The sequence below is a fragment of the Prevotella sp. HMSC077E09 genome (assembly GCF_001814685.1).
Taxonomy (GTDB): Bacteria; Bacteroidota; Bacteroidia; order Bacteroidales; family Bacteroidaceae; genus Prevotella; species Prevotella oris.
In genome coordinates this window covers 3,592-28,920 of record NZ_KV817582.1, presented here as the reverse complement: position 1 = coordinate 28,920, position 25,329 = coordinate 3,592, and the positions used below count along the sequence as shown (strand labels likewise).

19 protein-coding genes are annotated in these 25,329 nt (G+C 43.1%); 14 read left to right on the top strand and 5 right to left on the bottom strand.

The genetic code is table 11. The features are described 5' to 3' along the window. Window positions 1-11: 11 nt before the first annotated feature. A complete protein-coding gene (locus HMPREF2983_RS10220) occupies window positions 12-203 on the top strand; it encodes a hypothetical protein (RefSeq protein ID WP_070668077.1) in 192 nt (63 codons plus the stop codon). Window positions 204-644: 441 nt separating this feature from the next. Here HMPREF2983_RS10220 and HMPREF2983_RS10215 read toward each other — a convergent pair whose 3' ends face one another. Together HMPREF2983_RS10215 and pheT are read right to left on the bottom strand one after the other, a co-directional pair. Next, on the bottom strand, window positions 645-1,373 hold the full coding sequence (locus HMPREF2983_RS10215) for a YebC/PmpR family DNA-binding transcriptional regulator (protein ID WP_070668075.1): 729 nt from the start codon (window positions 1,371-1,373) through the stop codon (window positions 645-647). Window positions 1,374-1,418: 45 nt separating this feature from the next. Then, window positions 1,419-3,887, bottom strand: a complete 2,469-nt coding sequence (pheT, locus tag HMPREF2983_RS10210; RefSeq protein WP_070668074.1) for a phenylalanine--tRNA ligase subunit beta — start codon at window positions 3,885-3,887, stop codon at window positions 1,419-1,421. A gap of 657 nt (window positions 3,888-4,544) precedes the next feature. Between pheT and HMPREF2983_RS10205 the strand changes: the two genes are divergently transcribed. From HMPREF2983_RS10205 to HMPREF2983_RS10185, 5 genes are all read left to right on the top strand, one after another. Beyond that, window positions 4,545-5,816: a DUF3078 domain-containing protein gene (locus tag HMPREF2983_RS10205; RefSeq protein WP_070668072.1), complete on the top strand. Its 1,272-nt coding sequence runs from the start codon at window positions 4,545-4,547 to the stop codon at window positions 5,814-5,816. A gap of 68 nt (window positions 5,817-5,884) precedes the next feature. Then, entirely contained in the window at window positions 5,885-7,492 is a 1,608-nt protein-coding gene (locus tag HMPREF2983_RS10200; protein ID WP_070668070.1) for a CTP synthase, read from the top strand. Continuing rightward, window positions 7,493-9,427: a membrane protein insertase YidC gene (gene yidC / locus HMPREF2983_RS10195; protein ID WP_070668069.1), complete on the top strand. Its 1,935-nt coding sequence runs from the start codon at window positions 7,493-7,495 to the stop codon at window positions 9,425-9,427. A gap of 127 nt (window positions 9,428-9,554) precedes the next feature. Next, window positions 9,555-11,723 (top strand): dipeptidyl-peptidase Dpp5, encoded by a 2,169-nt coding sequence (locus HMPREF2983_RS10190; RefSeq protein ID WP_070668067.1) that lies wholly within the window; start codon window positions 9,555-9,557, stop codon window positions 11,721-11,723. A 33-nt stretch (window positions 11,724-11,756) separates the two neighbouring features. Next, window positions 11,757-13,124 carry an MFS transporter gene (locus tag HMPREF2983_RS10185; RefSeq protein WP_070668065.1) on the top strand — a complete coding sequence of 456 codons (1,368 nt, stop codon included), beginning with the start codon at window positions 11,757-11,759 and terminating at the stop codon, window positions 13,122-13,124. Between the two features lie 129 nt (window positions 13,125-13,253). Here HMPREF2983_RS10185 and HMPREF2983_RS14065 read toward each other — a convergent pair whose 3' ends face one another. Next, entirely contained in the window at window positions 13,254-13,520 is a 267-nt protein-coding gene (locus HMPREF2983_RS14065; protein ID WP_070668063.1) for a hypothetical protein, read from the bottom strand. Window positions 13,521-13,537: 17 nt separating this feature from the next. On the opposite strand from HMPREF2983_RS14065, the gene purU reads away from it, so the two are divergent. From purU to HMPREF2983_RS10145, 7 genes are read left to right on the top strand one after another with little or no spacing between them, the layout of a single operon-like run. Continuing rightward, window positions 13,538-14,401 carry a formyltetrahydrofolate deformylase gene (purU, locus tag HMPREF2983_RS10175; protein ID WP_070668269.1) on the top strand — a complete coding sequence of 288 codons (864 nt, stop codon included), beginning with the start codon at window positions 13,538-13,540 and terminating at the stop codon, window positions 14,399-14,401. 57 nt (window positions 14,402-14,458) lie between these two features. Next, entirely contained in the window at window positions 14,459-15,193 is a 735-nt protein-coding gene (locus HMPREF2983_RS10170; RefSeq protein WP_070668061.1) for a cell division ATP-binding protein FtsE, read from the top strand. 38 nt (window positions 15,194-15,231) lie between these two features. Next, on the top strand, window positions 15,232-16,554 hold the full coding sequence (locus HMPREF2983_RS10165; protein ID WP_070668059.1) for an aspartate kinase: 1,323 nt from the start codon (window positions 15,232-15,234) through the stop codon (window positions 16,552-16,554). Window positions 16,555-16,562: 8 nt separating this feature from the next. Beyond that, window positions 16,563-17,723 (top strand): diaminopimelate decarboxylase, encoded by a 1,161-nt coding sequence (gene lysA / locus HMPREF2983_RS10160; RefSeq protein ID WP_070668057.1) that lies wholly within the window; start codon window positions 16,563-16,565, stop codon window positions 17,721-17,723. Between the two features lie 29 nt (window positions 17,724-17,752). Then, on the top strand, window positions 17,753-18,895 hold the full coding sequence (locus tag HMPREF2983_RS10155) for a glycosyltransferase (protein ID WP_070668055.1): 1,143 nt from the start codon (window positions 17,753-17,755) through the stop codon (window positions 18,893-18,895). Between the two features lie 8 nt (window positions 18,896-18,903). Beyond that, window positions 18,904-19,683 carry a hypothetical protein gene (locus tag HMPREF2983_RS10150; RefSeq protein ID WP_070668053.1) on the top strand — a complete coding sequence of 260 codons (780 nt, stop codon included), beginning with the start codon at window positions 18,904-18,906 and terminating at the stop codon, window positions 19,681-19,683. Beyond that, on the top strand, window positions 19,680-21,671 hold the full coding sequence (locus HMPREF2983_RS10145) for a fructose-bisphosphatase class III (RefSeq protein ID WP_070668051.1): 1,992 nt from the start codon (window positions 19,680-19,682) through the stop codon (window positions 21,669-21,671). The genes HMPREF2983_RS10150 and HMPREF2983_RS10145 overlap by 4 nt, the downstream gene beginning before the upstream one ends. Before the next feature lie 141 nt (window positions 21,672-21,812). On the opposite strand, the gene HMPREF2983_RS10140 is transcribed toward HMPREF2983_RS10145, so the two are convergent. Together HMPREF2983_RS10140 and HMPREF2983_RS10135 are read right to left on the bottom strand one after the other, a co-directional pair. Next, complete coding sequence (locus tag HMPREF2983_RS10140) at window positions 21,813-22,379, bottom strand: hypothetical protein (protein WP_004376124.1); 567 nt, start codon at window positions 22,377-22,379, stop codon at window positions 21,813-21,815. Window positions 22,380-22,781: 402 nt separating this feature from the next. Then, window positions 22,782-23,963 (bottom strand): MltF family protein, encoded by a 1,182-nt coding sequence (locus tag HMPREF2983_RS10135; RefSeq protein WP_083316802.1) that lies wholly within the window; start codon window positions 23,961-23,963, stop codon window positions 22,782-22,784. A gap of 246 nt (window positions 23,964-24,209) precedes the next feature. Here HMPREF2983_RS10135 and hisC point away from each other — a divergent pair, with 246 nt between their 5' ends. Beyond that, window positions 24,210-25,244, top strand: a complete 1,035-nt coding sequence (hisC, locus tag HMPREF2983_RS10130) for a histidinol-phosphate transaminase (RefSeq protein WP_070668049.1) — start codon at window positions 24,210-24,212, stop codon at window positions 25,242-25,244. The last annotated feature ends 85 nt before the right edge of the window (window positions 25,245-25,329 follow it).

Genomic DNA, 25,329 nt, shown 5'->3' with positions numbered 1-25,329 from the left:
ATAAAGAATTTATGGAAAAGAAGAAATATATTACACCGGCCATAGAGGTCGTTGGCATGACTACTGAAAATATTATGATTACTGCCAGTCCCGGTGTGGGTGGCAGCTACGATCCCGGTAAAGAGATAGAGGCCAAGAAAAATAATGTATTTGAAGATGAGACTGCTGATGAGTGGCCAAGCTATAGTGCTTGGGATGAATAACTCATAACCATATATTAATTTGTAATATTGCAGTCCGGTAAAACAAACTGGAAGTATGCAATCCGTTTGTCTATAGGAAATACAAGCACTTTTACTCTATAGGGGGCTTGTATTTCTGTTACAAATAATAAGATATTATAAAAACGCTTGTTTTTGTGATTCTGATTTTGGATTTAATGGCGATAAAATCGTATTAAAGATAATTTCGCTTATACAGATTGAGAGGAAAGAATTTTATTGGACATCAATAATCCCAAATACAAAAGTATAATGCAGATATAAAAGAAAATCCTTCCTTCTCCAGAAGATACTGGAGAAGGAAGGATTTTCTTTTTATTTTCGAATTATGCAATCTGAACTTTGATTACGAAAAGGGTTTACCTATGAATGAACAGAAGCAAATTAAAAATTTAGACTACAAAAAAACTAAACTCAAAGCCCCTATTCCTCAGGCTTCATGTTCGTGTAGACAGTCTGCACATCATCGAACTCTTCAAGCTTTTCAACCATTTTATCTATGGTTTCCCGCTCTTCAGGAGTAACATCCTTGAGGTCGTTTGGAATATAAGTGAACTCTGCTCCCGTAACTTCAAAGCCTTCAGACTCTAAATGTTTCTGGATTTCGCCGAAGCTTTTCGGGTCACCGTAAATGGTGATTTCATTTTCTTCCTCATCCTCATCATATTCGTCTTCCACACCATAGTCTATCAAATCGAGTATCAATTCATCCATATCAAGACCGTCTTTCTTTTTGAATGTGAAAACGCTTTTGTGGTCAAAAAGGAAAGACAGACTGCCGGTCGTTCCCATATTTCCGCTGAACTTATTGAAAACTGAACGCACATCAGCTACCGTGCGTGTGGTATTATCAGTCAAAGTGTCAACAAAGACAGCCACCCCATGAGGGCCATATCCTTCATAAGTAACCTCCTTATATTCGCTCTGGTCTTTACCCATTGCATTCTTGATAGCACGCTCAATGTTATCCTTCGGCATGTTTTCACGCTTGCAGTTGGCTATCAAAGCACGTAGTGTAGGGTTGTTTTCCGGCTCCGGCCCGCCTGCCTTTACTGCAATTGCAATCTGTTTGCCTAATTTTGTGAATACTCGGGCCATATGCCCCCAACGCTTCAGCTTAGTTGCTTTACGATATTCAAATGCTCTTCCCATTTTAATGATATGATTTTTTGTTTATTCCTAATAGATAATATGCCTTTATCTAAGCTCTGCCCCCAACTTGGTTGTGAGTTGCTTGATCAATTTCTGCATGATCGCATCAATGGCTTTATCATTGAGGGTCTTGTTGGCATCTTGCAAAATGAAATTCACCGCATAACTCTTTTTGCCTGCTGGAAGGTTCTTTCCTTCATAGACATCAAAGAGTTCCACGCGCTTCAGAAGCTTCTTTTCTGTCTGAACGGCAATCTGTTCTATCTGTTCAAACTCTATATTTTTATCTATCAGCAGTGCCAAATCACGACTGACGGCAGGGAACTTACTGATTTCCTCAAACTCAAGTTCATTCTTGCGAACGGCCTTTGTCAGTGCATCCCAATCAATTTCTGCATAGAAGACAGACTGTTCGATGCCCACTTTCTTCAAGAGTTTCGGACTTAGAATTCCCACCTCCGCAAAGAGTTTTCCACCTCTATTCTTATAAGCAAGGGCCTTGGCAAAGATATTATTCTCGCTCTTCGTAATGACGAACATCCCTGTGGGAACACCAATGCGCGTGAAAATGTTCTGCACATAGGCCTTAAGTTCATAGAAACTTGCGTCCTCGTCAGCATGTATCCAAGAACCTTCCACCCGCTTACCTGTAAGCCAAAGTGCCAGATGCTGGTCTTCAAGATAAGCTTTAGCGGGATTTCCCGCCTGCCATTTCTCCTTATTATATGTATAGACATTACCCATTTCGAAGAAACGGATATTGTTATTACGGCGGTTTACATTACGCACAACACTCTCCAAACCACCAAACAAAAGCGTCTGGCGCATCACACTGAGATCAACACTAAGCGGGTTCATCACCTTTACCGTAGTGTCTTCGGCATAAGCATTCAAGTCGAAATCCGTGTAATAAGACAGCTTCGAGAGCGAATTATTCATGATTTCATTGAAGCCACAACCCACCAATTGTTCACCAATAAGGTTGCTCAGTCGATGTTTCTTATCCTCATCGCCGGCAATAGTCAACGAACTGTTCAGCTGTGTAGGTATCTCAACATTGTTGTATCCATAGATACGAAGAATATCCTCGACAACGTCACAAGGGCGTTGCACATCTGAACGATAAGGTGGAACGAGCAGTTCAATGCTATCTTCGGTCTCATCAGCAATCTTCATTTCCAAGTTGGTAACAATGCTCTTAATGGTCTCCTTGCCTATTTCTTTACCAATAAGTTTATGCACATAATCATAAGAAAGGCTCACCTTGAAATCCCCAATAGGTTCAGGATAAACATCCTTTATCTGCATCGATACCTTACCCCCTGCTAATTCTTTACATAAAATGGCTGCCTGCTTCAAGGCGTAGATAACGCCATTGGGGTCGACGCCACGCTCAAAACGGTAGCTGGCATCAGTGCTCAAGCCATGACGACGAGCACTCTTGCGGATCCAGGTCGGGTGGAACAATGCACTTTCAAGCACGACATTGCAGGTCGTGTCATAGGTTCCGCTACCCTTTCCACCAAACACTCCTGCAATACACATAGGCTCTTCGGCATTGCAAATGCTCAAATCACGTTCGCACAACGTATGCTCTTCGCCGTCGAGCGTAACGAACTTTGTGCCTTCCGGTTGTGTACGGACAACGATTTTGTGACCTTTCACCATATCGGCATCAAAGCAATGCATCGGTTGTCCATAGGCCATCATCACATAGTTGGTAATATCCACGATATTATTAACAGGACGCAGTCCTATCAGACGCAGTTTGTCTTGAAGCCATGCAGGACTTTCCTTGACGTCACACCCCGTTATACTCACACAGGCATAACGCTTACAAGCATCAGTATTCTGTATTTCAACCTCTATCGGCAGGTCTTCATTATCCACCTTAAAAGCATCACATGAAGGACGGTGCAGGCTGGTCTGATAGCCATTCTGCTTGAGCCACGCATAGAAATCACGGGCAACACCATAGTGTGAGAGGGCATCTCCATGATTGGCTGTAATGTCTATCTCAATCAACCAATCACTCTCCAAATGATAATATTCGGCAGCCGGCATGCCAACTACGGCATCCTCCGGTAAGACGATGATGCCATCATGACTGTTGCCCACGCCAATCTCGTCTTCGGCACAAATCATACCTAATGACTCTACGCCACGAAGTTTGCTCTTCTTGATAGTAAACGACTCTTCACCATCATAAAGCACACAACCTAAATCGGCTACAATCACTTTCTGACCGGCAGCTACATTCGGGGCTCCACACACAATCTGCTGTGGCTCACCCTTACCAAGATCGACTGTTGTCACATGAAGATGATCACTGTTGGGATGCTCTACACAGGTCAACACCTTGCCCACATAAAGCCCCTTCAGACCACCTTTGACCGTCTGTACTTCTTCTAAAGCGTCGACTTCCAAGCCAATAGAGGTCAGCGCATCAGCCGTTTCCTGTGGCGTAAGGTCAAAATCAACATACTCCTTAAGCCATTTATACGAAATGTTCATATATAGTTTTTATTATATTTCAAAACAGATGCAAAAATACAAAAAATGCAGGAAATACACAAACACATAGTTAAAAAAACGCAGTCCAATTCAGATTGAGCAGTAAGACCAACCTTTCAAAATGACCATCCGACATTTTTTGAAGAGCCATAAAGCCACAACTTCCTGTAAATTAAATTCACAACAGATTTGCATTTGCATTCAAAAATCATTATCTTTGCTCTCGGGAAAGTCGCATGTTGACTTTCCCTTTTTTGTTTCCCCACATCACAAATAAAAACAACGCCGTTACAAAACTGCACAATATGCCTCAAAAAGGCTTGTAAGATGACTCAAATCACAAGGCAAAATGACCCATTTCATCCGACAAAATGAACCATATCAGAACTCCGGATGACACATATTGAACCATTCTTAGATAGAAACAGACAGGCAAAAGCCAAAATATGAAAAGTCAGGAAGACAAATATTGTATGATATTTTGAATTTTTTCTTAAAAGATGTTTATTTATATTTCTATCCAAAACAGTAACAGACAGCTCCTATTCACCTTTACATCATCACGACAACTTTTCCCTTTCATCCACAAGCATACTGCTTTTTTCCTTTCCAAAGGCTTTGGTTTTCTGCATTTTTTGCATTACCTTTGTGCGCATTATGAGACGATTTACAACGATATCCATATTCATCCTCGCCTGTGGAATGGCATTCCAAACACAGGCACAAACCTTTCGTATGCCGTCAGCAAGCAAGCCTCACACCATTGCAGAGCGCTACATTGACAGCCTTATGACCACGCAAAGGAAACTTGCAGACGCTCAACTGCCTTTCTCTCAAGCCAACTATGCCCGGCTCTTTCTGCCTCCCACTTTTTATAAGGGGGTCAGTCACAGAATATTTTCATTTGCAGAGACAGATTCAGCGACTTTAACCAAGCTGCTTGATGATGCCCTTTTGAATATTTACCTCCGTCGTCCTGACCTCGTAAAGACTACGGAAAGTCACCTCGATATCATTGGGCCGACACTTGAAGTGGATAAGGCTATAAAGCCTAATAACCAACATCTTAGTGAACATATATCTCCGAAGACGACCGAACCCGAATACGTAGATGCCAGTATTGAAATCTATAAGCCCAACTTCTGGACTTATCATGGAGACTACTACCTCCAGTTTCTACAGAATTATGTTTCAAACAACTGGTACAAGGGAGGCGAAAGTAACTACAGTATGGTTGGAGCCGTAACGCTTCAAGCCAACTATAACAACAAACAAAAGGTGAAATGGGATAACAAACTCGAAATGAAACTTGGCTTCCAGACCTCACGCAGCGACAATCTTCATAAACTCAAAACCAGTGAAGACCTGTTGCGTTATACGGGAAAATTAGGTTTCCAAGCTACAAACAGATGGTATTATACCACCCAACTCATTGCCTATACGCAGTTCATGAGAGGCTACAAGAACAACGACACCTTTGTTTACAGTGACTTCATCAACCCTCTGAACATCAACCTTTCTGTCGGTATGGATTACGTGGTGTCATGGTTTGACAAACGACTCACAGGCACTATCCACTTAGCTCCGGCAGCCTATAACTTCAGATATGTCAGCCGACTCGACCTGAGTAAACGCTATGGACTCAAGGAAGGCAGACATACTCTGCACGATATCGGTTCAGAATGTACGGTTGATCTGTCCTGGAAAATGAGCGATATGATAAAATGGAGAACGCGACTCTATGGGTACACGACTTACAGACGTGGGGAGATAGAATGGGAAAACACCATTGTCTTCCAGTTCAACCGCTATATCAGTACAAATATCTTCATCTATCCTCGCTTTGATGATGGTGCATCACGTGACGGTAAATATGGTTACTGGCAACTCAAGGAATATGCAAGTCTTGGATTTTCATATTCTTTCTAAAGAAACGTTTGCCTATCTCATGAAAAAAGACTAAATTTGCACGCTGAACCAATAAAGACATAATTATTGTGGCTGAAACAAAGTTTATATTCGTCACCGGTGGCGTAGTTTCCTCGCTCGGCAAGGGAATTATCAGTGCTTCCATCGGAAAGCTTCTGCAAGCCAGAGGCTACAACATCACTATTCAGAAGTTCGACCCGTATATCAACATTGATCCGGGCACGCTTAATCCCTATGAACACGGAGAATGCTATGTCACTGCAGACGGTATGGAAACCGACTTAGACTTAGGACACTACGAACGTTTCACGGGTATTCAGACCACAAAAGCCAACAGTATGACTACGGGACGCATCTATAAGGCCGTTATAGACAAGGAACGCCGTGGGGATTATCTGGGCAAAACCATTCAAGTGGTACCACATATCACTGATGAAATAAAACGTAACATCAAGCACCTCGGACAGAAATATCACTACGATTTTGTGATAACCGAAATCGGAGGAACCATTGGTGACATTGAGAGTGCTCCTTTCATGGAGGCTATCCGACAAATGAAATGGGAATTAGGAAAACGCGCCATCAGCATCCACTTGACCTATGTACCCTATCTCAAGGCTGCCGGAGAACTTAAAACCAAACCCACACAACATAGCGTAAAGGAACTTCAAAGCATCGGCATTCAACCCGATATCCTCGTGCTCCGTACGGAAATGCACCTCAATGATGCTATTCGGAAAAAGGTAGCTGCTTTCTGTAATGTTGATTTTGACTGCGTCGTACAGAGTGAAGATTTGCCCTCTATCTATGAAGTGCCGGTGAATATGCTAAACCAAAAGCTTGACGAAGCTATCCTGCGGAAGGTTGGAGAGCCTATCGGAAAGACACCTGTATTGGGACCTTGGAAGGAATTTATCGAACGGAGAGAACATGCTACAGAGACTGTCAACATCGGTCTTGTTGGCAAATACGACTTACAGGATGCCTATAAGAGTATTCGTGAAAGCCTCTCTCACGCCGGAACTTACAATGATTATAAGGTCAATATCAGCTTTATCAATTCAGAAGGTATCACCGAAGACAATGTTGCCGACAAACTTTCAGGTCAAGACGGCATCATGATCTGTCCGGGATTTGGGCAACGTGGTATCGAAGGGAAAATCATAGCAGCTCATTACACACGTACCCACGACATACCGACTTTCGGTATTTGCTTGGGTATGCAGATGATGGTCATTGAATTTGCACGTAATGTTTTGGGATATTCTGATGCTAACAGCCGTGAGATGGATGAGAAAACACCCCATAATGTCATCGATATCATGGAGGAACAAAAGAATATTTCCAACATGGGAGGAACGATGCGATTAGGTGCCTACGAATGTGTGCTCAGACAAGGAAGCCGTGTATTCAATATCTATAAGAAAGAGAATATCCAGGAACGTCACCGTCATCGTTATGAATTCAACAACGAATATCAGAAAGAATTCGAGAAACACGGCATGATGTGTGTGGGTAAGAACCCAGAGAGTGATTTGGTTGAGATCGTAGAAATCCCGACCTTGAAATGGTACATCGGCACACAATATCATCCGGAATATCAATCCACAGTCCTCAAACCACATCCTCTGTTTGTGGATTTTGTGAAAACAGCAATAGCAAATAAGAAAAAATAAATGGATAAGAACAACATTATCGGTTTTCTGCTCATCGCGGTCGTTCTGATAGGTTTCAGCTGGTATAACCAACCTTCTGCAGAAGAACAGCGTGCCGCCTTTGTAAAGGACTCTATTGAACAGGTCAATAAAAGCCAATCACTAAAGGCTACCCAGCAGGCCGAAAGACAGAAACAACAGGCTGAAAGACAGAAGGTGTTGGACGACACAACGTCGCTCTTCCACAAAACTCTTACTGGCAATGCCGAACAGATAGTTCTGAAGAACAAGAAAGTGGAACTGACGCTCAATACCAAAGGAGCAACTGTAGAGAAAGCTGTTATTAAAGGTTACGTAGGCCATAATCTCAAAGTTAAAGATGGTTCAGCCGATCAGAATGATGTAATTCTTTTCAATGGCGCTGACCAAAGCTTGAGTTATATGCTTAGTGCCAAAGAAACAAATATCAACACCTCTGACCTTTATTTTGTTCCTTCACAAGTAACAGACTCCACGGTCACATTCACGGCCAATGCCGGTGAAGGCAAGACACTCACCCTAAAGTATGTCTTGGGCAAGGACTATATGCTTCACATGCAATTGAGTGCACAGGGCATGGCTGGTCTTTTCTCACCGGGTACACAGACGATGGACGTGAATTGGAAAGACAAAGTACGCCAACAGGAAAGAGGCTTTACCTTTGAAAACAGATATGCCACTCTCACCTACCACAAGGCAGAGGGTGGAACAGATTATCTCAACGAGGGTAAAGAAATTACAGATGAAGCTATTGAGGACAAGATTGATTGGATTGCATTCAAGAATCAATTCTTCAGTGCGGTGATGATTGCCAAGAATGACTTTCAGAACAATGCCCTGATGACCTCCATTCCACAAGAAAAAGGAAGTGGATATCTGAAACAATATGAAGCCAAGATGAAGACATTTTTCGATCCAACCGGTAGGCAAGCGTCGGAATTTGATTTCTATTATGGTCCAAATGACTTCCGTCTCCTGCAGAAAATGGAAGGAGAATGTCACTTCGGTAAAGACCTTCAGATGCAACGTCTCGTATATCTTGGCTGGCCGCTCTTCCGTATCATAAACCGTTGGTTCACACTTTATGTGTTCGATTTTCTCACGGGCATGAACATCAACATGGGCATTGTGCTCATTCTGATAACTCTTTTATTGAAGCTCCTCACCTATCCGATGGTAAAGAAGAGCTATATGAGCAGTGCCAAAATGCGTGTGTTGAAACCGAAATTAGACGAGGCAACCAAGCAATTCAACAAGCCTGAAGACCAAATGCAGAAGCAACAGGCCATGATGTCAGAATATGCCAAATATGGCGTAAGCCCATTGTCAGGCTGTCTGCCAATGCTCATCCAGGCACCAATCTGGATTGCCATGTTCAACTTTGTACCGAATGCTATCCAACTACGTGGTGAAAGCTTCTTATGGATAAAAGACCTCAGTACCTTTGACCCTATATGGGAATGGAACCACAACATATGGCTTATTGGTGACCATTTGAGTCTCACTTGTATTCTGTTCTGTGTGGCCAATGTGCTTTACACGGTGATGACCATGCGCCAGCAAAAGGACCAGATGGTTGGTCAACAGGCTGACCAGATGAAGATGATGCAATGGATGATGTTCCTCATGCCAGTGATGTTTTTCTTCATGTTCAATGATTACAGTGCGGGCCTAAACTTCTATTATTTCGTGAGTCTCTTCTTCAGTGCCGCCATCATGTGGGCACTACGCAAGACAACCAACGACGAGAAGTTGCTCGCAATCCTTGAACAACGCTATCAGGAAAACAAGGCCAATCCTAAAAAACAGAGCGGTTTGGCTGCTCGCCTGCAGGCCATTCAGGATATGCAGAAAAAACAACAGGAAGAACTTCACCGTAAACAAGAAGAACTCAATAAAAAGAAAAGAGAACTTTAACTAACAGACAACCACAGAGTATGCAAGCTTACGGTCTTACAATCTTTTTCTATCTTTTATATAATGCTATGGAGAGAGAAGTGAAGACCTACTTTTGCAGAGTCTGTGGTTCTTTCAGTTACAGAGAATGAATAAATGTATTGCTATTGCGATGATAGCCCAACTATTGGCTATATCGCCCCAAACGAACGCTCAGACGATGATCGGCCCCAACAACATGAAACTGCAGTCCGACCTCATGACCCCAGAAGTCCTATGGGGAATGGGGCGTATTGGAGGGGCGTCCCCCTCTCCTGACGGCAAATCAATAGTTTATCAGGTTTCTTATTATAGTGTAGAAGAAAATAAAAGCCATACCATGCTCTTTGTCCAGGACGCCAACAGAAAGAACAAGCGCCAACTTACAATGGACAACAAGAATGAGAGTGATGCTATATGGATTGGGGGAGGACAACGTATAGCCTTTCTCCGTGATGGGGAGATTTGGGTAATGACAGCTGATGGAAAGAACCGACAGCAACTCTCCCACACCCAAGGAAGCATTGAAGGATTTGCCTTTTCGCCCGATGAGAAAAAGGTGGTATATATTAAAAGCATCCCCTATCATGGAACTATCCGACAAAATCCTTCTGATTTACCAAAGGCTACTGGTCTGCGGATTACAGACATGAACTATCGGCATTGGGATCATTACGTGGAAACTATCGCCCACCCTTTCGTGGCCAATGTAACCACAAATGGCATCAATGAAGGAAAAGACATCATGGAGGGTGAACCCTATGAGTCTCCCGTGGCACCTTTCGGGGGTATCGGACAGCTTGCCTGGAGCACAGACTCTAAGAGCATCGCCTATACCAGCCGAAAGAAAGAAGGCACACAATATGCCATTTCCACGGATACAGACATCTATCTCTACAGTCTGACAACGGGAAAAACGACCAATCTCTGTAAGCCGGAAGGCTATCAGGAACCGAAAATTGATGCCACCAAAACGATGAAAGGACAGCAGGTGAACCATCAGAATGGCGACATGCAGGTAGGCTATGATGTCAATCCGAAATTCTCTCCTGACGGCAAGTATATCAGCTGGCAGAGCATGGAACATGACGGATATGAAAGTGATCTCAACCGTCTTTGTATCATGGAAATAAGTACAGGGAAAAAGCATTATCTGATTCATAAAGACAATTTTGACAGCAACGTTGATGAATACGTATGGGCCAACGACAGCAAGAGCGTTTACTTCCTTGGTTGCTGGCATGCCTGCATAAATGTCTATCAGGCAACGCTTGAGGGCAAAGTCATGCAACTGACCGATGGTTGGTATGATTTTGGAAGTATAAAAACATTAGGCAACACGCGCAATCTGCTGGTTTCGCGCCACTCCATGCTCCAGCCCGATGACTTATACTTGCTTACTCCTTCTAAGACTGAGAAAAAAAGTAAGCTTACCCAGCTGACTTTTGAGAACGAACATATCCTCAATCAACTGGCCATGCCTACACTCCAACAACGGTGGGTGAAAACAACAGACGGCAAAGAAGAATTAGTGTGGATTGTTCTGCCACCACACTTCGATGCCAACAAGAAATACCCTACGCTACTGTTCTGTGAAGGAGGCCCGCAAAGTCCTGTAAGCCAGTTCTGGAGTTATCGCTGGAATTTCTTCATCATGGCTGCTCACGGCTACGTGGTTGTTGCCCCTAACCGCCGAGGCCTTCCTGGTTTTGGAAGCGAATGGAACGAGGAAGTCAGCGGCGACTGGACAGGACAGTGTATGAACGATTATCTAAGCGCAATAGACGATGCCGCTGCCAACCTCCCATTTGTGGATAAAGACCGATTAGGATGTGTAGGGGCCAGCTTCGGAGGCTTTTCAGTATACTACCTTGCCGGCCACCATAACAAACGCTTCAAAGCATTCATTGCCCATGACGGTGCCTTCAATCTTGAGAGCATGTACACCGACACGGAAGAAGTTTGGTTCAGCAACTGGGAATACGAGGATGCCTATTGGAACAAAGACTTAACCGAACGGGCAAAGAAAACCTATGAGAACAGTCCCCATAAATTTGTTGATAAATGGGACACGCCAATTCTCGTCATTCATGGAGAAAAAGACTACCGCATCAATGCCAACCAAGGCATGGGGGCCTTCAATGCAGCACGCCTGCGTGGTATTCCTGCCGAAATGCTGCTCTTTCCCGACGAGAACCACTGGGTGCTGAAACCCCAGAACGGCATACTGTGGCAACGCACATTCTTTGAGTGGCTTGATAAATGGCTGAAGAAATAAACATATAAAACAAATAACAGAAAATAAACGAAAATGACAGAGCTCATCAGAAAAAAACTCAGTGACAGTGCGGGAGCACGCTGGACTGCCCTCTTCATTGTAGCCTTCACAATGATGATGGGATATTTTATCACCGATGTAATGTCTCCGCTCGAAGTATTGCTCGAAACATCCAAGGCACAAGGTGGCCTCGGTTGGTCTTCAAGCGACTATGGTTTCTTTGCAGGGAGCTACGGACTCATCAACGTATTTTTACTCATGCTCTTCTTTGGCGGGCTTATCCTCGACAAGATGGGCATACGGTTTACGGGGGTCATGGCCAGCGGACTCATGGTTGTCGGTGTGGTCATCAAGTATATCGGTGTGACAGCCGACTTCGGCGACAGCACCTTTACTTTACAGTTCGTCAACTTCTCTCTCCCGATGTCAGCAGCTGTGGCTTCATTGGGCTTTGCCATTTTCGGCGTAGGATGCGAAATCTGCGGTATCACCATTTCGAAAGTCATCACCAAATGGTTCACCGGTCATGAACTGGCCCTTGCCATGGGCGTACAGGTAGGCCTGGCACGACTCGGCACAACAGCAGCCATGGCAGGTTCTCTCCCGCTCGCCAAAGCTTTCGGCAACCATGTCAGTGCTCCGATTCTCTTGGGGCTCGTACTGTTGATTGCAGGCTTCTTAGCCTTCATCGTGTACACCGTAATGGACAAGAAACTCGACGCCTCCACCGAAGCATCAGCACAGAGTGAACCCGCCGAGGACGAGGGCTTCCACTTTGCCGATTTGAAGTTTATTTTCACCAACCCCGGCTTCTGGTGCATCACCCTACTCTGTCTGATGTTCTACAGCGGTGTGTTTCCATTCCTTAAATTCGCTACGAAATTGATGGTCGAGAATTATGGCGTACCGAGCAGTCTTGCTGGCTCTCTGCCCGGTGCCATTCCTCTCGGAACAATCATCCTTACCCCTCTCTTCGGCACTATCTACGACCGCATCGGGAAAGGAGCAACGCTCATGCTTATCGGTAGTGTGATGCTGACCCTTGTACACGTCATTTTCATGCTCCACATCCTGCCGGTCGGTTGGTTTGCCGTCATCATGATGATTGTTCTGGGCATAGCTTTTTCCTTGGTTCCATCGGCCATGTGGCCAAGTGTCCCGAAGATTATTCCAATGAAACTGTTAGGTTCAGCCTATGCCATCATCTTCTACATCCAGAACATCGGGCTGAGTCTCGTCCCAATGGCCATTGGCAAAATCAACAAGGCTGACCCCACATTCACGGGCATGGAAACCTTCTTCATCGGTTGCGGCACGGCGGCCATCATCGTGGCCTCAGCCTTACTTTTCATCGACAAGAAGAAAAACTACGGTCTGCAGCAGGCCAACGTAAAAAAATGATTCTTGATAAGGAATTGCTTTGACGTATAATCAACAATTCCATATTCCTTATTCCAAAAAATCCGGGCTTAATGTAATATTTTCAATTCACTACTGTTCACAGAATATTACATTAAGCCCCAGATATTTCTATAATGACAAAGAGATTGAAAAAGGAACTGTATCATACATTTTCATTGCTGCTCCTATAGGAGAACTGCCAACCAACTTGATAGGGTCAGCCAGAACAATCTCTTTCAAATTCTTTATTCTGCCACGTGACATATTCGATACTACAGAACTACATTGAGGCCATACTTTTCTGCTCATGTAATAAAAACAATAGGTATCTTCTTCTTTCTTGATTAAAATATCTATCTTTGCATATTGTAACAAGGGAAAAGGATATCCCGGCATAATTGAAAATATCAAGTATGAAACCAACAGCGATACTACTACTCCACTGCCCCGATGAACAAGGTATCATCAGTGAGATAACCAAGTTTATCACAGACAATCATGGCAATATTGTCTATCTTGACCAATATGTTGATTGTGAGGACAGCATGTTTTTTATGCGATTGGAATGGGATTTGGAGAATTTCATGATACCAAGAGAGAAGATTGAGGATATCATAAACACGCTCTACAAAGTACGCTACAACATGAATTTCAATCTTTATTTTAATGATGAGAAGCCACGCATGGCTATCTTTGTCAGCAAGATGAGTCATTGTTTATACGATCTTTTGGCACGCTACAAGGCTGGTGAATGGAATGTAGAGATTCCATGTATCGTGAGCAACCACGAAGATTTGAGTTATGTTGCTAAGCAGTTCGGCATTCCTTATTATGTCTGGTCTATCAAGAAAGACCACAGCAACAAGGCCGAAGTGGAAGCTGCAGAGATGGAACTTCTGAAGAAGGAACGGGTGACATTTATTGTTTTGGCACGCTACATGCAAATCATCAGTAATGATATGATTAAAAGCTATCCAAATCATATCATCAATATTCACCATTCATTCCTTCCTGCTTTTGTAGGCGCTAAGCCATATCATCAAGCTTGGGAACGGGGTGTCAAGATTATCGGGGCCACAAGCCACTATGTCACGGCAGAACTTGATGCAGGACCAATTATTGACCAAAATGTCACACGTATTTCCCATAAAGATACCCCCGAAAGTCTTGTGCTGAAAGGAAAAGATTTAGAAAAGATTGTATTAAGCCGTGCTGTGACAAAGCATATTGAACGAAAGATACTGGTTTACCACAACAAGACAATTATCTTTTCATAGGTTACAAGATTAAAAGACACACAAGATTACATGATAAAATAAAGCAACAATAATAAAATGAGTCTGATAGATTATAAAAACATAGATATATATCAAGGTGACTGTCTGATTCTCAAAAATGTAGACTTTCACGTTGACGAAGGTGAGTTCATGTATATCATCGGTACAGTCGGCTCGGGAAAATCGAGTCTACTCAAAACTTTCTATTGTGAACTTGACATCTACCATGAAGATGGTAAGGAAGGAGAGAAAGCCGAAGTGCTTGGCCGTGATATAATCACCTTGAAACGCCGTGACATACCTGCACTGCGCCGAGAAATGGGGATTATCTTCCAAGATTTCAAGCTTCTACACGAAAAATCTGTACGTAAAAACCTGGAGTTCGTGTTGAAATCTACTGGTTGGAAAGATAACAAAGAAATCAATGAGCGTATTGAAAGTGTGTTAACCGATGTCGGCATGCTCGATAAAATAGATAAACTGCCTCATGAACTTTCAGGAGGGGAACAACAACGTGTGGCCATTGCACGTGCCATTCTGAATAAGCCTAAAATCATCATCGCAGACGAACCTACAGGAAATCTTGACCCAGAGACCGCCTGCAAGATTATTAGCCTGCTGAAAAACATCACGACAACAGGCACGGCCGTCGTCATAACCACACACAATATTCCAATGCTCAACAAGTATCCTGGCATTGTCTACAGATGCAAAAATGGTGTAATTAATGATGTGACCACTGAATACAACAAAATGGATCTCAGTGAAGATGCAGCATACAATGACCAATAAAACAAACGTAAAACTCTAAAATCAAATATATTACTATCATGAAAGTAATGAAATTTGGAGGCACTTCCGTTGGTTCGCCAAAACGGATAAAGGAAGTATCTTCTCTCATAACAGAAACTGGTGAGCCCACATTTATTGTCCTCTCGGCCATGAGCGGCACAACAAACTCTCTTGTCGAAATATCTAACTATCTCTACAAGAAAAACCCTGACGGTGCAAACGAGATAATCAACTGCCTTGAAAATAAATACATGCTCCATGTTGAGGAACTTTATACTACTGAAGTCTACAAGCAAAAGACACGTGAATTCCTACATGATGAATTTGATTATCTGCGCTCGTTCACCAAAAATCTCTTTACGAGTTTTGAAGAGAAAAGCATTGTCGCTCAGGGAGAAATCATGAGCACAAACATGGTGGTAAACTACCTGCAAGAGAATGATGTCAAAGCCGTATTGCTCAATGCTCTCGACTTTATGCGAACTGACAAGAATGGAGAACCTGACCTGCAGATCATCAAGGAAAAGCTATCTGAAATCATGAAAGCCAATGAAGGATATCAAATCTATCTTACTCAGGGTTTCATCTGCCGTAATGCCTATGGTGAGATTGACAACCTACTACGTGGAGGAAGTGACTATACTGCCTCTTTGGTTGGTGCTGCGCTTCCTGCAGAGGAAATTCAGATATGGACGGATATTGACGGCATGCACAACAACGACCCGAGGGTTGTTGAAGATACGGAAGCACTCCACCAATTGAACTTTGACGAAGCTGCAGAACTTGCCTATTTTGGTGCTAAAATCCTCCACCCTACTTGCGTCCTGCCTGCAAAGTATGCCAATATCCCCGTGAGATTAAAGAACACCATGGATCCTAAAGCCGAAGGAACACTTATCAATAACGTTGTTATCAAAGGAAAATTCAAGGCCGTAGCTGCTAAAGATAATATTACTGCAGTGAAGATAAAGAGTAGCCGAATGTTATTGGCAACAGGTTTCCTTCGAAAAATATTTGAGATTTTCGAAAGCTATCAGACCCCTATTGATATGATTACCACCAGTGAAGTTGGTGTATCTATGAGCATAGACAACAATACGCATTTGGACGAAATCGTTAATGAACTAAAGAAGTACGGCACGGTGACTGTCGACACAGACATGTGCATTATCTGTGTTGTAGGCGATCTTGATTGGAACAACCTTGGCTTCGAAAGCCAAGCTCTTGATGCTATGAAGAATATCCCCGTGCGTATGATTTCATATGGTGGAAGCAATCATAACATCTCATTCCTGATTAGAGAAGCAGACAAAAAGCAAGCTCTTCAAAGCTTAAGTGCAATCCTCTTTGCCAACAAATAGAAGCATTCATGACGAAAGGAATTTTCAATATTGAGAAGTTTCAGAGGTTATCAACGCCTTTCTACTACTACGATACGGAGTTACTGCGAAGAACTTTGACAGAGATCAAGACCAAAGCCAACAAACACAGCAACTACGTCGTACACTATGCTATCAAGGCAAATGCCAACACCAAGCTTCTCAAAATCATTCATGAGGCTGGTCTCGGGGCTGACTGTGTCAGCGGAGGCGAAATTAATACTGCACTTGAGGCAGGCTTCCCTGCCTCTGAAATTGTCTATGCTGGCGTGGGCAAAAGCGATTGGGAAATCAATCTTGGACTCGATAATGAAATATTCTGCTTCAATGTAGAAAGTATTCCAGAATTGGAAGTCATCAATGAACTGGCTGGGACTAAAGGAAAGGTGGCCAATGTAGCTTTCAGAATAAATCCAGATGTAGGAGCACACACCCATTCAAACATTACGACAGGCTTGGCTGAAAATAAATTTGGCATTGCCATGCGTGATATGGAGAGCATCATCAATCATGCTTTACATATGAGACATGTAAAATTCATAGGTCTACACTTCCATATCGGAAGTCAAATTCTTGACATGTCCGACTTCGTTGCACTTTGCAGACGCATCAATGATTTACAAAACCAATTGGAAAAACATGGTATATCCGTCAGACACATTAATGTCGGGGGTGGATTAGGCATTGACTATGAACACCCAGACAAATCAGCTATCCCCGATTTCAAAGCCTATTTCGACACTTATGCCAAATACTTGAAACTTCGGCATGGACAACAGCTACATTTCGAATTGGGGCGTGCAGTCGTTGGACAATGTGGAAGTCTCATTACCCGAACACTCTATGTGAAACAGGGAGATACTAAGCAATTTGCTATCGTTGATGCTGGTATGACAGAGCTTATACGACCAGCTCTCTATCAGGCTGTTCATAAAATAGAAAATATCAGTAGTAATAGGCCTACCGAGATTTATGATGTTGTGGGGCCCATATGTGAGACCAGTGATGTCTTTGCCAAGGGTATTCTATTGAACAAAACATACCGCGGAGATCTACTTGCCATCCGAAGTGCTGGTGCTTATGGTGAGATTATGGCCAGCCAATACAATTGCCGAAAACTTCCCAAAGGATATACTACAGAGGATTTATAATTCTTCTGACGTGATACGAGAATAAATTTATGATAATAGATCAACTTACATTAATTTTAGGATTTTCCATTATCTTGTTGGCAATCATCGCATTGCTGACCAGTCCTTTTCGGTGCAAAATCAAGTCACAGAACAGAGAAAATATAGAAACAGAACTTCCTCCCATCAGCATCATCATCCCCACACACGACAATTTCTCAGAACTACAACGCAATCTACCAATATTCTTACGTCAGCAATATGCAGGTAGCTATCAAGTGATAGTTGTGGCCGATAAAGGTGATCACGAGACAGAAGACCTCATGAAATGGCTGATGAGTGAGTATAATAATCTATATGCTACCTATCTGCCCGATTCTTCACGCTATATGAGCCGTATAAAATTAGCTATTACGCTTGGTGTAAAAGCCGCCAAGACTGATTGGATATCCATTACCGATCCAACCTGTAGGCCTGCTGATGAATCTTGGTTGGCTTCATGGGGACAAAACATGACAGACGACACAGACTTTGTCATGGGCTACGTGGCTCTCGACAATAAGACTCCGGCCATCTGGCGCTTTGAACATGCACTTAAAGCCAACAAATACTTACGTGCCGGCCAGCGTGGAAAAACATGGGCAACCAACTGCCAGAATATCGCATTCCGAAAGAGTCACTTTATGAAAGGAGAAGGCTTCCGTGGCAATCTGCAATTGATCCGCGGCGAATACGATTTCCTTGCCAACAAATATGGGCGAAACAATGCCACACGCATTGATATTCGTAGAAGTTCATGGCTGTATGAAGAAGAGCCAAGCAGAAAGACATGGTACAACCGTGAAATCTATTTTCGCGCTTCCAGGCCATTACTCAAAGGCTATATGGGAAATCGCCTTTGTACCTTCTTTGAAAATATGACACTACATCTCAGTTTCCTTGCTTCCCTTGCATGCGGCGTTTTTGCTGGCATTATACAGAACTGGATATTGCTCGGATGCGCATTCTTTTCTCTATTACTCCTTATTATCGGACGCACAATCCTTGCCTCCAAAGCCATTTCTCACCTTGACGAAAACCTCGGGAAAGGAAGCATGTTCTTCCTTGAGATGCTATTGTTATGGCGAAACCTCAGATATAAGTTCTGCTATATACACGCTGACAAAAGTGATTTCACAAGTCATAAATTATAGACAACAATATGCGCATCAGATTTTTTCATCCCCCGCTTGAAGCGAATAGACAACAGACTGCATTCATAGAAGTATTGCAAAAGGCATGGGAAGCCAATCAAGCAACGTTGGCGGATGACCAAAAATATGATCTTCTGCACGTTTTGGGAAGGCCTTCATATGAGGTTGTAGAAAAAATCCGTTGTGCAAAGAAGAAACGCATTCCCATTTTATATTCTCCATTGTCTGAGATTGCACCATGGAGTGAGAAACCTATTAATCACCCACTTGCCAAGCAACTGTTCATACACACCACAGGCAAAGCCGAATACGACTATATCAAGAAAAGATATTCCGATGCCAATGTCATCCTGATGAAGAATCCGGCTGTTACTGTTGATACCACACAGACGCTCTTCAATAGTGAATTGCAACAGTTATACCAGCAAATCCTGAAACAACATGATGAACAGGTTAAAGCTGATATCGATACCAGTATCACAAAACTGAAAACTCCTATCGACGATGAAATCATGCATGCTGTGCTCAAAGGTTTTCTCTATCTGCATTATAAATACGGTCGCCGTCAAATTCTCCAACAAGATATGGATGCTCAAAGTCAACTGATGCTCACTGCAGATTATGACGAAGATAAATTAGGGACTATTCTCAAAGAACTTAAGCTTTATAGATTTGTCTCCGGTTTAGAGACTGTCATGGAAAAAAAATCACAACTCACGGAGGGCTTCATGCCCATCCCCGCCACAAATGGTCGTTTAACTAAACATATCAACTCAGCAACATTATGAAGAAATACAACATTGAAAAAGATATGCGTTATCTGCAATTGTTGGCCAATACTTTTCCAACAATAGCTAATGCAAGTACAGAAATCATCAACCTGCAGGCCATTCTCAACCTACCCAAGGGCACTGAACATTTTCTGGCCGACATACATGGTGAATATGAAGCTTTTCAGCATGTATTGAAAAATGCATCTGGAAATATCAAACGAAAAGTGAACGAACTCTTCGGAAACACTCTTCGCGAACAAGAAAAACGGGAACTCTGCTCACTTATTTACTATCCAGAACAGAAACTCGAATTAGTCAAAGTCACAGAAGAGGATATCAACGACTGGTATCACATCACGCTTCATCAACTCGTAGCTGTCTGCCGGACAGTTTCCAGCAAATACACACGCTCAAAAGTAAGGAAGTCTCTACCTGCCGACTTTTCTTATATCATACAGGAATTGCTGCATGAACACACCGAGAACAATTCAAACAAGACTGCTTATGTCAACGTAATCGTTGATACCATCATTTCGACAGGGCGTGCAGATGACTTCATCATTGCCATATGTAACGTTATCCAAAGATTGGCTATCGACCAACTGCATATTCTGGGCGATATTTATGACCGTGGCCCGGGTGCACATATCATCATGGACACCATGGCTGGCTACCATAGTTGGGACATACAATGGGGTAATCACGATATTCTCTGGATGGGGGCTTGCGCAGGAAATGATGCCTGTATCTGTAATGTCATCCGTCTGAGTCTGCGCTATGCCAATCTCACAACCCTCGAAGAAGGATATGGCATCAATCTCGTCCCATTAGCCACATTCGCCATGGAAGTCTACAAGGACGATCCCTGTGAGGAGTTCATGCCGCGTCTCAGTGGCGGAGCAAAGCAGGTGGATGAGAAAACACTCCGCCTGACAGCCCAGATGCATAAGGCTATTGCCGTCATACAATTCAAGGAAGAAGCCCAACTCTTTGAAGCTCATCCCGAGTGGAAAATGCAAGACCGTGAACTTTTCAAGATGATAAACTACGAAAAAGGTACGATATTGCTTGACGGGAAGGAGTATCCTCTGACGAGCTGTAACTTCCCGACGATTGATCCCAAGCATCCCTGCGCACTCACATTCGAAGAGAAAACCTTGATGGGAAAACTGCATCATTCCTTCCGGGTCAGTGAGAAACTCCACAAACATATCCGTCTCATGCTACAACATGGATGCATGTATGCCATTCGCAATGACAACCTACTGTTCCACGCCTCAATTCCTCTTAACGATGATGGAACATTGAAAGAAGTTGAAATTGAACCTGGAAGAAAATATAAAGGGCGTGAACTCATGCAACAGACAGGCATGCTCATACGCGCGGCTTTCCAAGACGACAGTACATTGGAAGAAAGAAAATATGCCATTGACTACTTCATTTACCTTTGGTGTGGCCCAAACAGTCCCCTTTTCGACAAGAATAAAATGGCTACCTTTGAACGCTATTTCATTGCCGACAAATCTACCCACAAAGAAGAAAAAGGGAACTATTTCCTATTGCGTGACAATGAAAAGATTGTAGACTATATCCTTGATGCTTTCGGTGTGAAGGGAGCCAACCGACATATCATCAACGGACATGTGCCCGTGCATGTAGCCAATGGTGAGAACCCCATTAAAGCTTCGGGAAAACTGATGGTCATCGATGGCGGTTTTTCCCAGGCCTACCACAAAGAAACGGGCATCGCCGGGTACACATTGGTTTATCACAGCCGCGGTTTTCAACTTGTACAGCACGAACCTTTCACGAGTGCAGCCGATGCCGTTCAGCGTGGAACAGATATCAAGTCTACAACCCAGATTGTTGAGATGAGCAGTCACAGAATGCTTGTTGCCGATACCGACAAGGGCATGGAACTCAAGAAACAGATTGAAGACCTTGAAGAACTTCTCTATGCCTACCGCCATGGTATCATCGGAGAAAAAGAAAGCAAGAAGTAAAATCTTTGTATATACACAAAACAATTATTCAGCTATCTCATTTTTATAGAGGTAGCTGAATAATTAATACATGAGTTCGGCATATCTCCTGTCTGCAAAAGCTTTCCGAAGAACCTATCCGCGAAAGGTTTCATATTTTATTTACCCTTTATGCTTAGACTTTGAAGAGTGCTTCTTATGGTCGAGCCACACAATCAACACGATAAGTCCACAGCAAGCCACGAAATCAAGCATCCAGCTCCAATTGATTGACAGTGCAGCCTCTTGAATAAGTGCTACTAACTCCGAAAAACTACCGCCTCGCTGGAGGAAAGAAAAGAACATCAGCCCGAATAATGCCAGAAAACTATTTAAGAAAACAGACACCATCATCTTTAATTTCCACTTAAAGGAAGCTTTCTCGCCTCCTTCCTTAAAGTAGCCTTTTCCTATAAGGAAGATAGAATAACAGGCAGGGACAAGAATCAAGATGATTCCGCCAGGAATACGTCCAATATACCAGTTGAGTAAAAGTGTTTTTAGGGATAAATAATGTTCCGAAGCCACATAAAGCAAGAGTAATATCCCATAGGCAAACATCATTCCCAGCGAATATTTCCAAACTCCACTCTTTATCTTGTCTAAACAAAACTCTTTGAAGACCAGTAATATGCCCACCCAAACAAGCAACAGCAGCCCACCAAGCAAAAAAGCAATCGTACTATTCATACTTTCTATTTGCGATTAAAAAGATACGTTTTTACTCAAACAAGTCCCTCTATCTGAAAGGGAACTCATATGTAAAGTTATGAAAAAGATTCCACCCCTACAACTTTTTCAGCTACTTTCATATACCGACTCACATAATTAATAAATAATTCTCATTCAAAAAATATCAGCTAAGACCGTCCCCTGTTTAGGATAAAATAAAATAAGGTTCCATGACATGGCATTGTAATTTGTATTGAATCACCTCACAATTTAAGTCATTTCACCGTGTGATTTGAGTCAAAAAGCAGCGTAATCTCTGTCAAATTACAGGGCAAACTGATATGGATTACACTAACAGGGAATACATCTTTGCTCATAATAGTTCCTATTCAGTATCCCAAACTTGGGAAAGATTGGAAGTTAAATCTTAAAACGGTTACGATGCTTGGCGCGCGACGGTGCCATATTATCAAGTCCTCCACCGAAGCCTTTGAAACTATCCCCCGTAAATCCCCCTCCTGTAGAATGTGCAAAGCCACGGTATTGCGCCCACCTGTCCACGATACGGCTGACATAATCTACTGTTTCATGACCACGCATATAACCATACTTCACCACTGGATCATTATAATAAGGCGGAGTGCTCAGCCGCAAGACAAACTCCCGAACATCACTCCAAGAATAAGGATTGCGCCCATATTTACGTGCCAAAGCCATGGCATCTCGAATATGGAAGTAGCCTCCATTGTAACTGGCCAATACATAATAGCTCCGTTCTATCGGATTAGAAACATCAGAAAAGTGTTTAGACAATTCATAAATATACTTGGCAGCTGCAGCTATATTCCGTTCGGGATCATATATTTCTGTACGCGACAACCCCAGATGGTCTGCTGTCCGTGGCATAATCTGCATCAGTCCACAGGCTCCTGCCCATGAATGTGCCTGCGGATCAAACGTTGACTCCTGATAACATTGAGCCGCCATTAGGCGCCAATCCCAGCCTGCCATAGGTGCATACTGCCTGAAATAAGGATCCCAACGGGAGATGATGCCTTCCGATCTATTCAACATCGGCGAATAAACATGACGTGTCACGCTACGCGTAGAAAGCAAGAAATTTTCTTCTTTCTTCAGTGCGGCTATCATCTGCGGACGAAACCAATGGTTCAGTGAGTCTGCTAATTCCGTGTTATCCAATTGCACAGCCCATTGTGCATGCAAAGAATCTATCTTTACACCGCAATACTCTACATTCTTATAGCGTCGCGGTAAAGGGAAAGCGATGAGGTCTCCATCGCCAGCCTGTAATCTTCTCACCATCTCCATGGTATCCTTGCAGACCTCTACTCGAAGCGAGACTCCCATTTTCTGGGCGAACTTCTCTGCCAAAAGATATTGAAGCCCCATGCCTCTACCATGATAATCATAGTAGGTTTCGGGGCCAGACATGGTGAGCACTATAAGCTCTCCGTTACTCAGAATATCCGAAAGTGTAAAGTTTCCCTGCTTGGGCAGAGAGTCACCCTCACCGATAACCTCGCCCCAAGGAGTCACTATCTTTTCTTTTCGTTCTTTACAGGAAGCCAACAACACAAGCATCAGCAATCCTCTAAGGCATAAAGCATATAAATGGCGCATAAGCGTTGATACGTTCTCAATAATACAGAAGGCATGACAGCCTGTGGTCACAAAATTACAACATAATTTGGAAATATCCGTTAAAAAGCATATTTTTGCACGGTAATTCCTGTTATAAAAGGAATTATCAATACTCACGTCAGGCTTTCAGCATCTATATGATGCGGCCTCTATTTCGTGACATCAACACATTAAAAACAGCGAATCATGAAAGAAATTAAAGCACTCTGCCGCCAGAATATATGGAATTTACCTTCCTATACTGCTATTGAAAGCGAGCATTCAGAAAAGCAGGACATGCTGCTCCTGAACGCAAATGAAAACCCATATAACAAGCCATTCAACCGCTATCCCACTCCACAACAACAGGAACTTAAACTGTTGATTTCATCCGTAAAAGGCGTTCCTGCTGCCAATATCTTTTTGAGCAATGGAAGCAATGAGGCTATCGACATGACTTTCCGCATCTTTTGCGAGCCTGGGGTCGACAATGTCGTTGCCATTTCTCCTACTTACGATATGTACAGACGATGTGCTGAACTCAATAATATTGATTATCGTTCTGTCCTGCTTGACGAGCATTATCAAACAACGGCCGACAACCTACTCGATGCCTGCAATGAACACACTAAATTAATATGCATTTGTTCACCCAATAATCCTACGGGAAACACGATAGACCATACCGTAATTAAACAAGTTCTCTATTCTTTCCAAGGCATTGTCATCATCGATGAAGCCTATATTGACTTTGCAAACAGCCCTTCATTCGTCAAGGAACTGGCGCAATATCCAAACCTCATAGTACTCAACACGATGAGCCACGCCTGGGGATTAGCCGCTATCCGGTTAGGCATGGTCTTTGCCGATAAGCCCATTATAGATTTGTTCAATAAAGTTGCTATGCCCAACAACATAAACGCATTGACCCAACAGCAAGCTATTGAAGCACTGAAAGATCCTTTTGAAACTGCCAAACGGGTAAGTCTCATCCAACAAGAACGCGCGAGAATGCTGTCAGCTTTCCAGGCTCTTCCTTGCTGTAAAAAAGTCTATCCTACGGAAGCAAACTTCTTCTTGGCACAGATGATTGATGCACAAGCCATATATGATTACTTGCTTCATCAAGGTATTGCAGTGCATAACTGCGCACACATTGAACATTGTGAAAACTGTCTCCGCATCACTATCGGTACGAAAACAGAAAACCAAGCATTGCTGGCTGCATTGAGAAAACTATAGACACGTGAAGTCTGTTTAAGCATCAATTTTTCTGCTTTCCCGTAGGGCGGGAAAGCCATTTTGAGGGTGTTTTTGCATTTCCCGT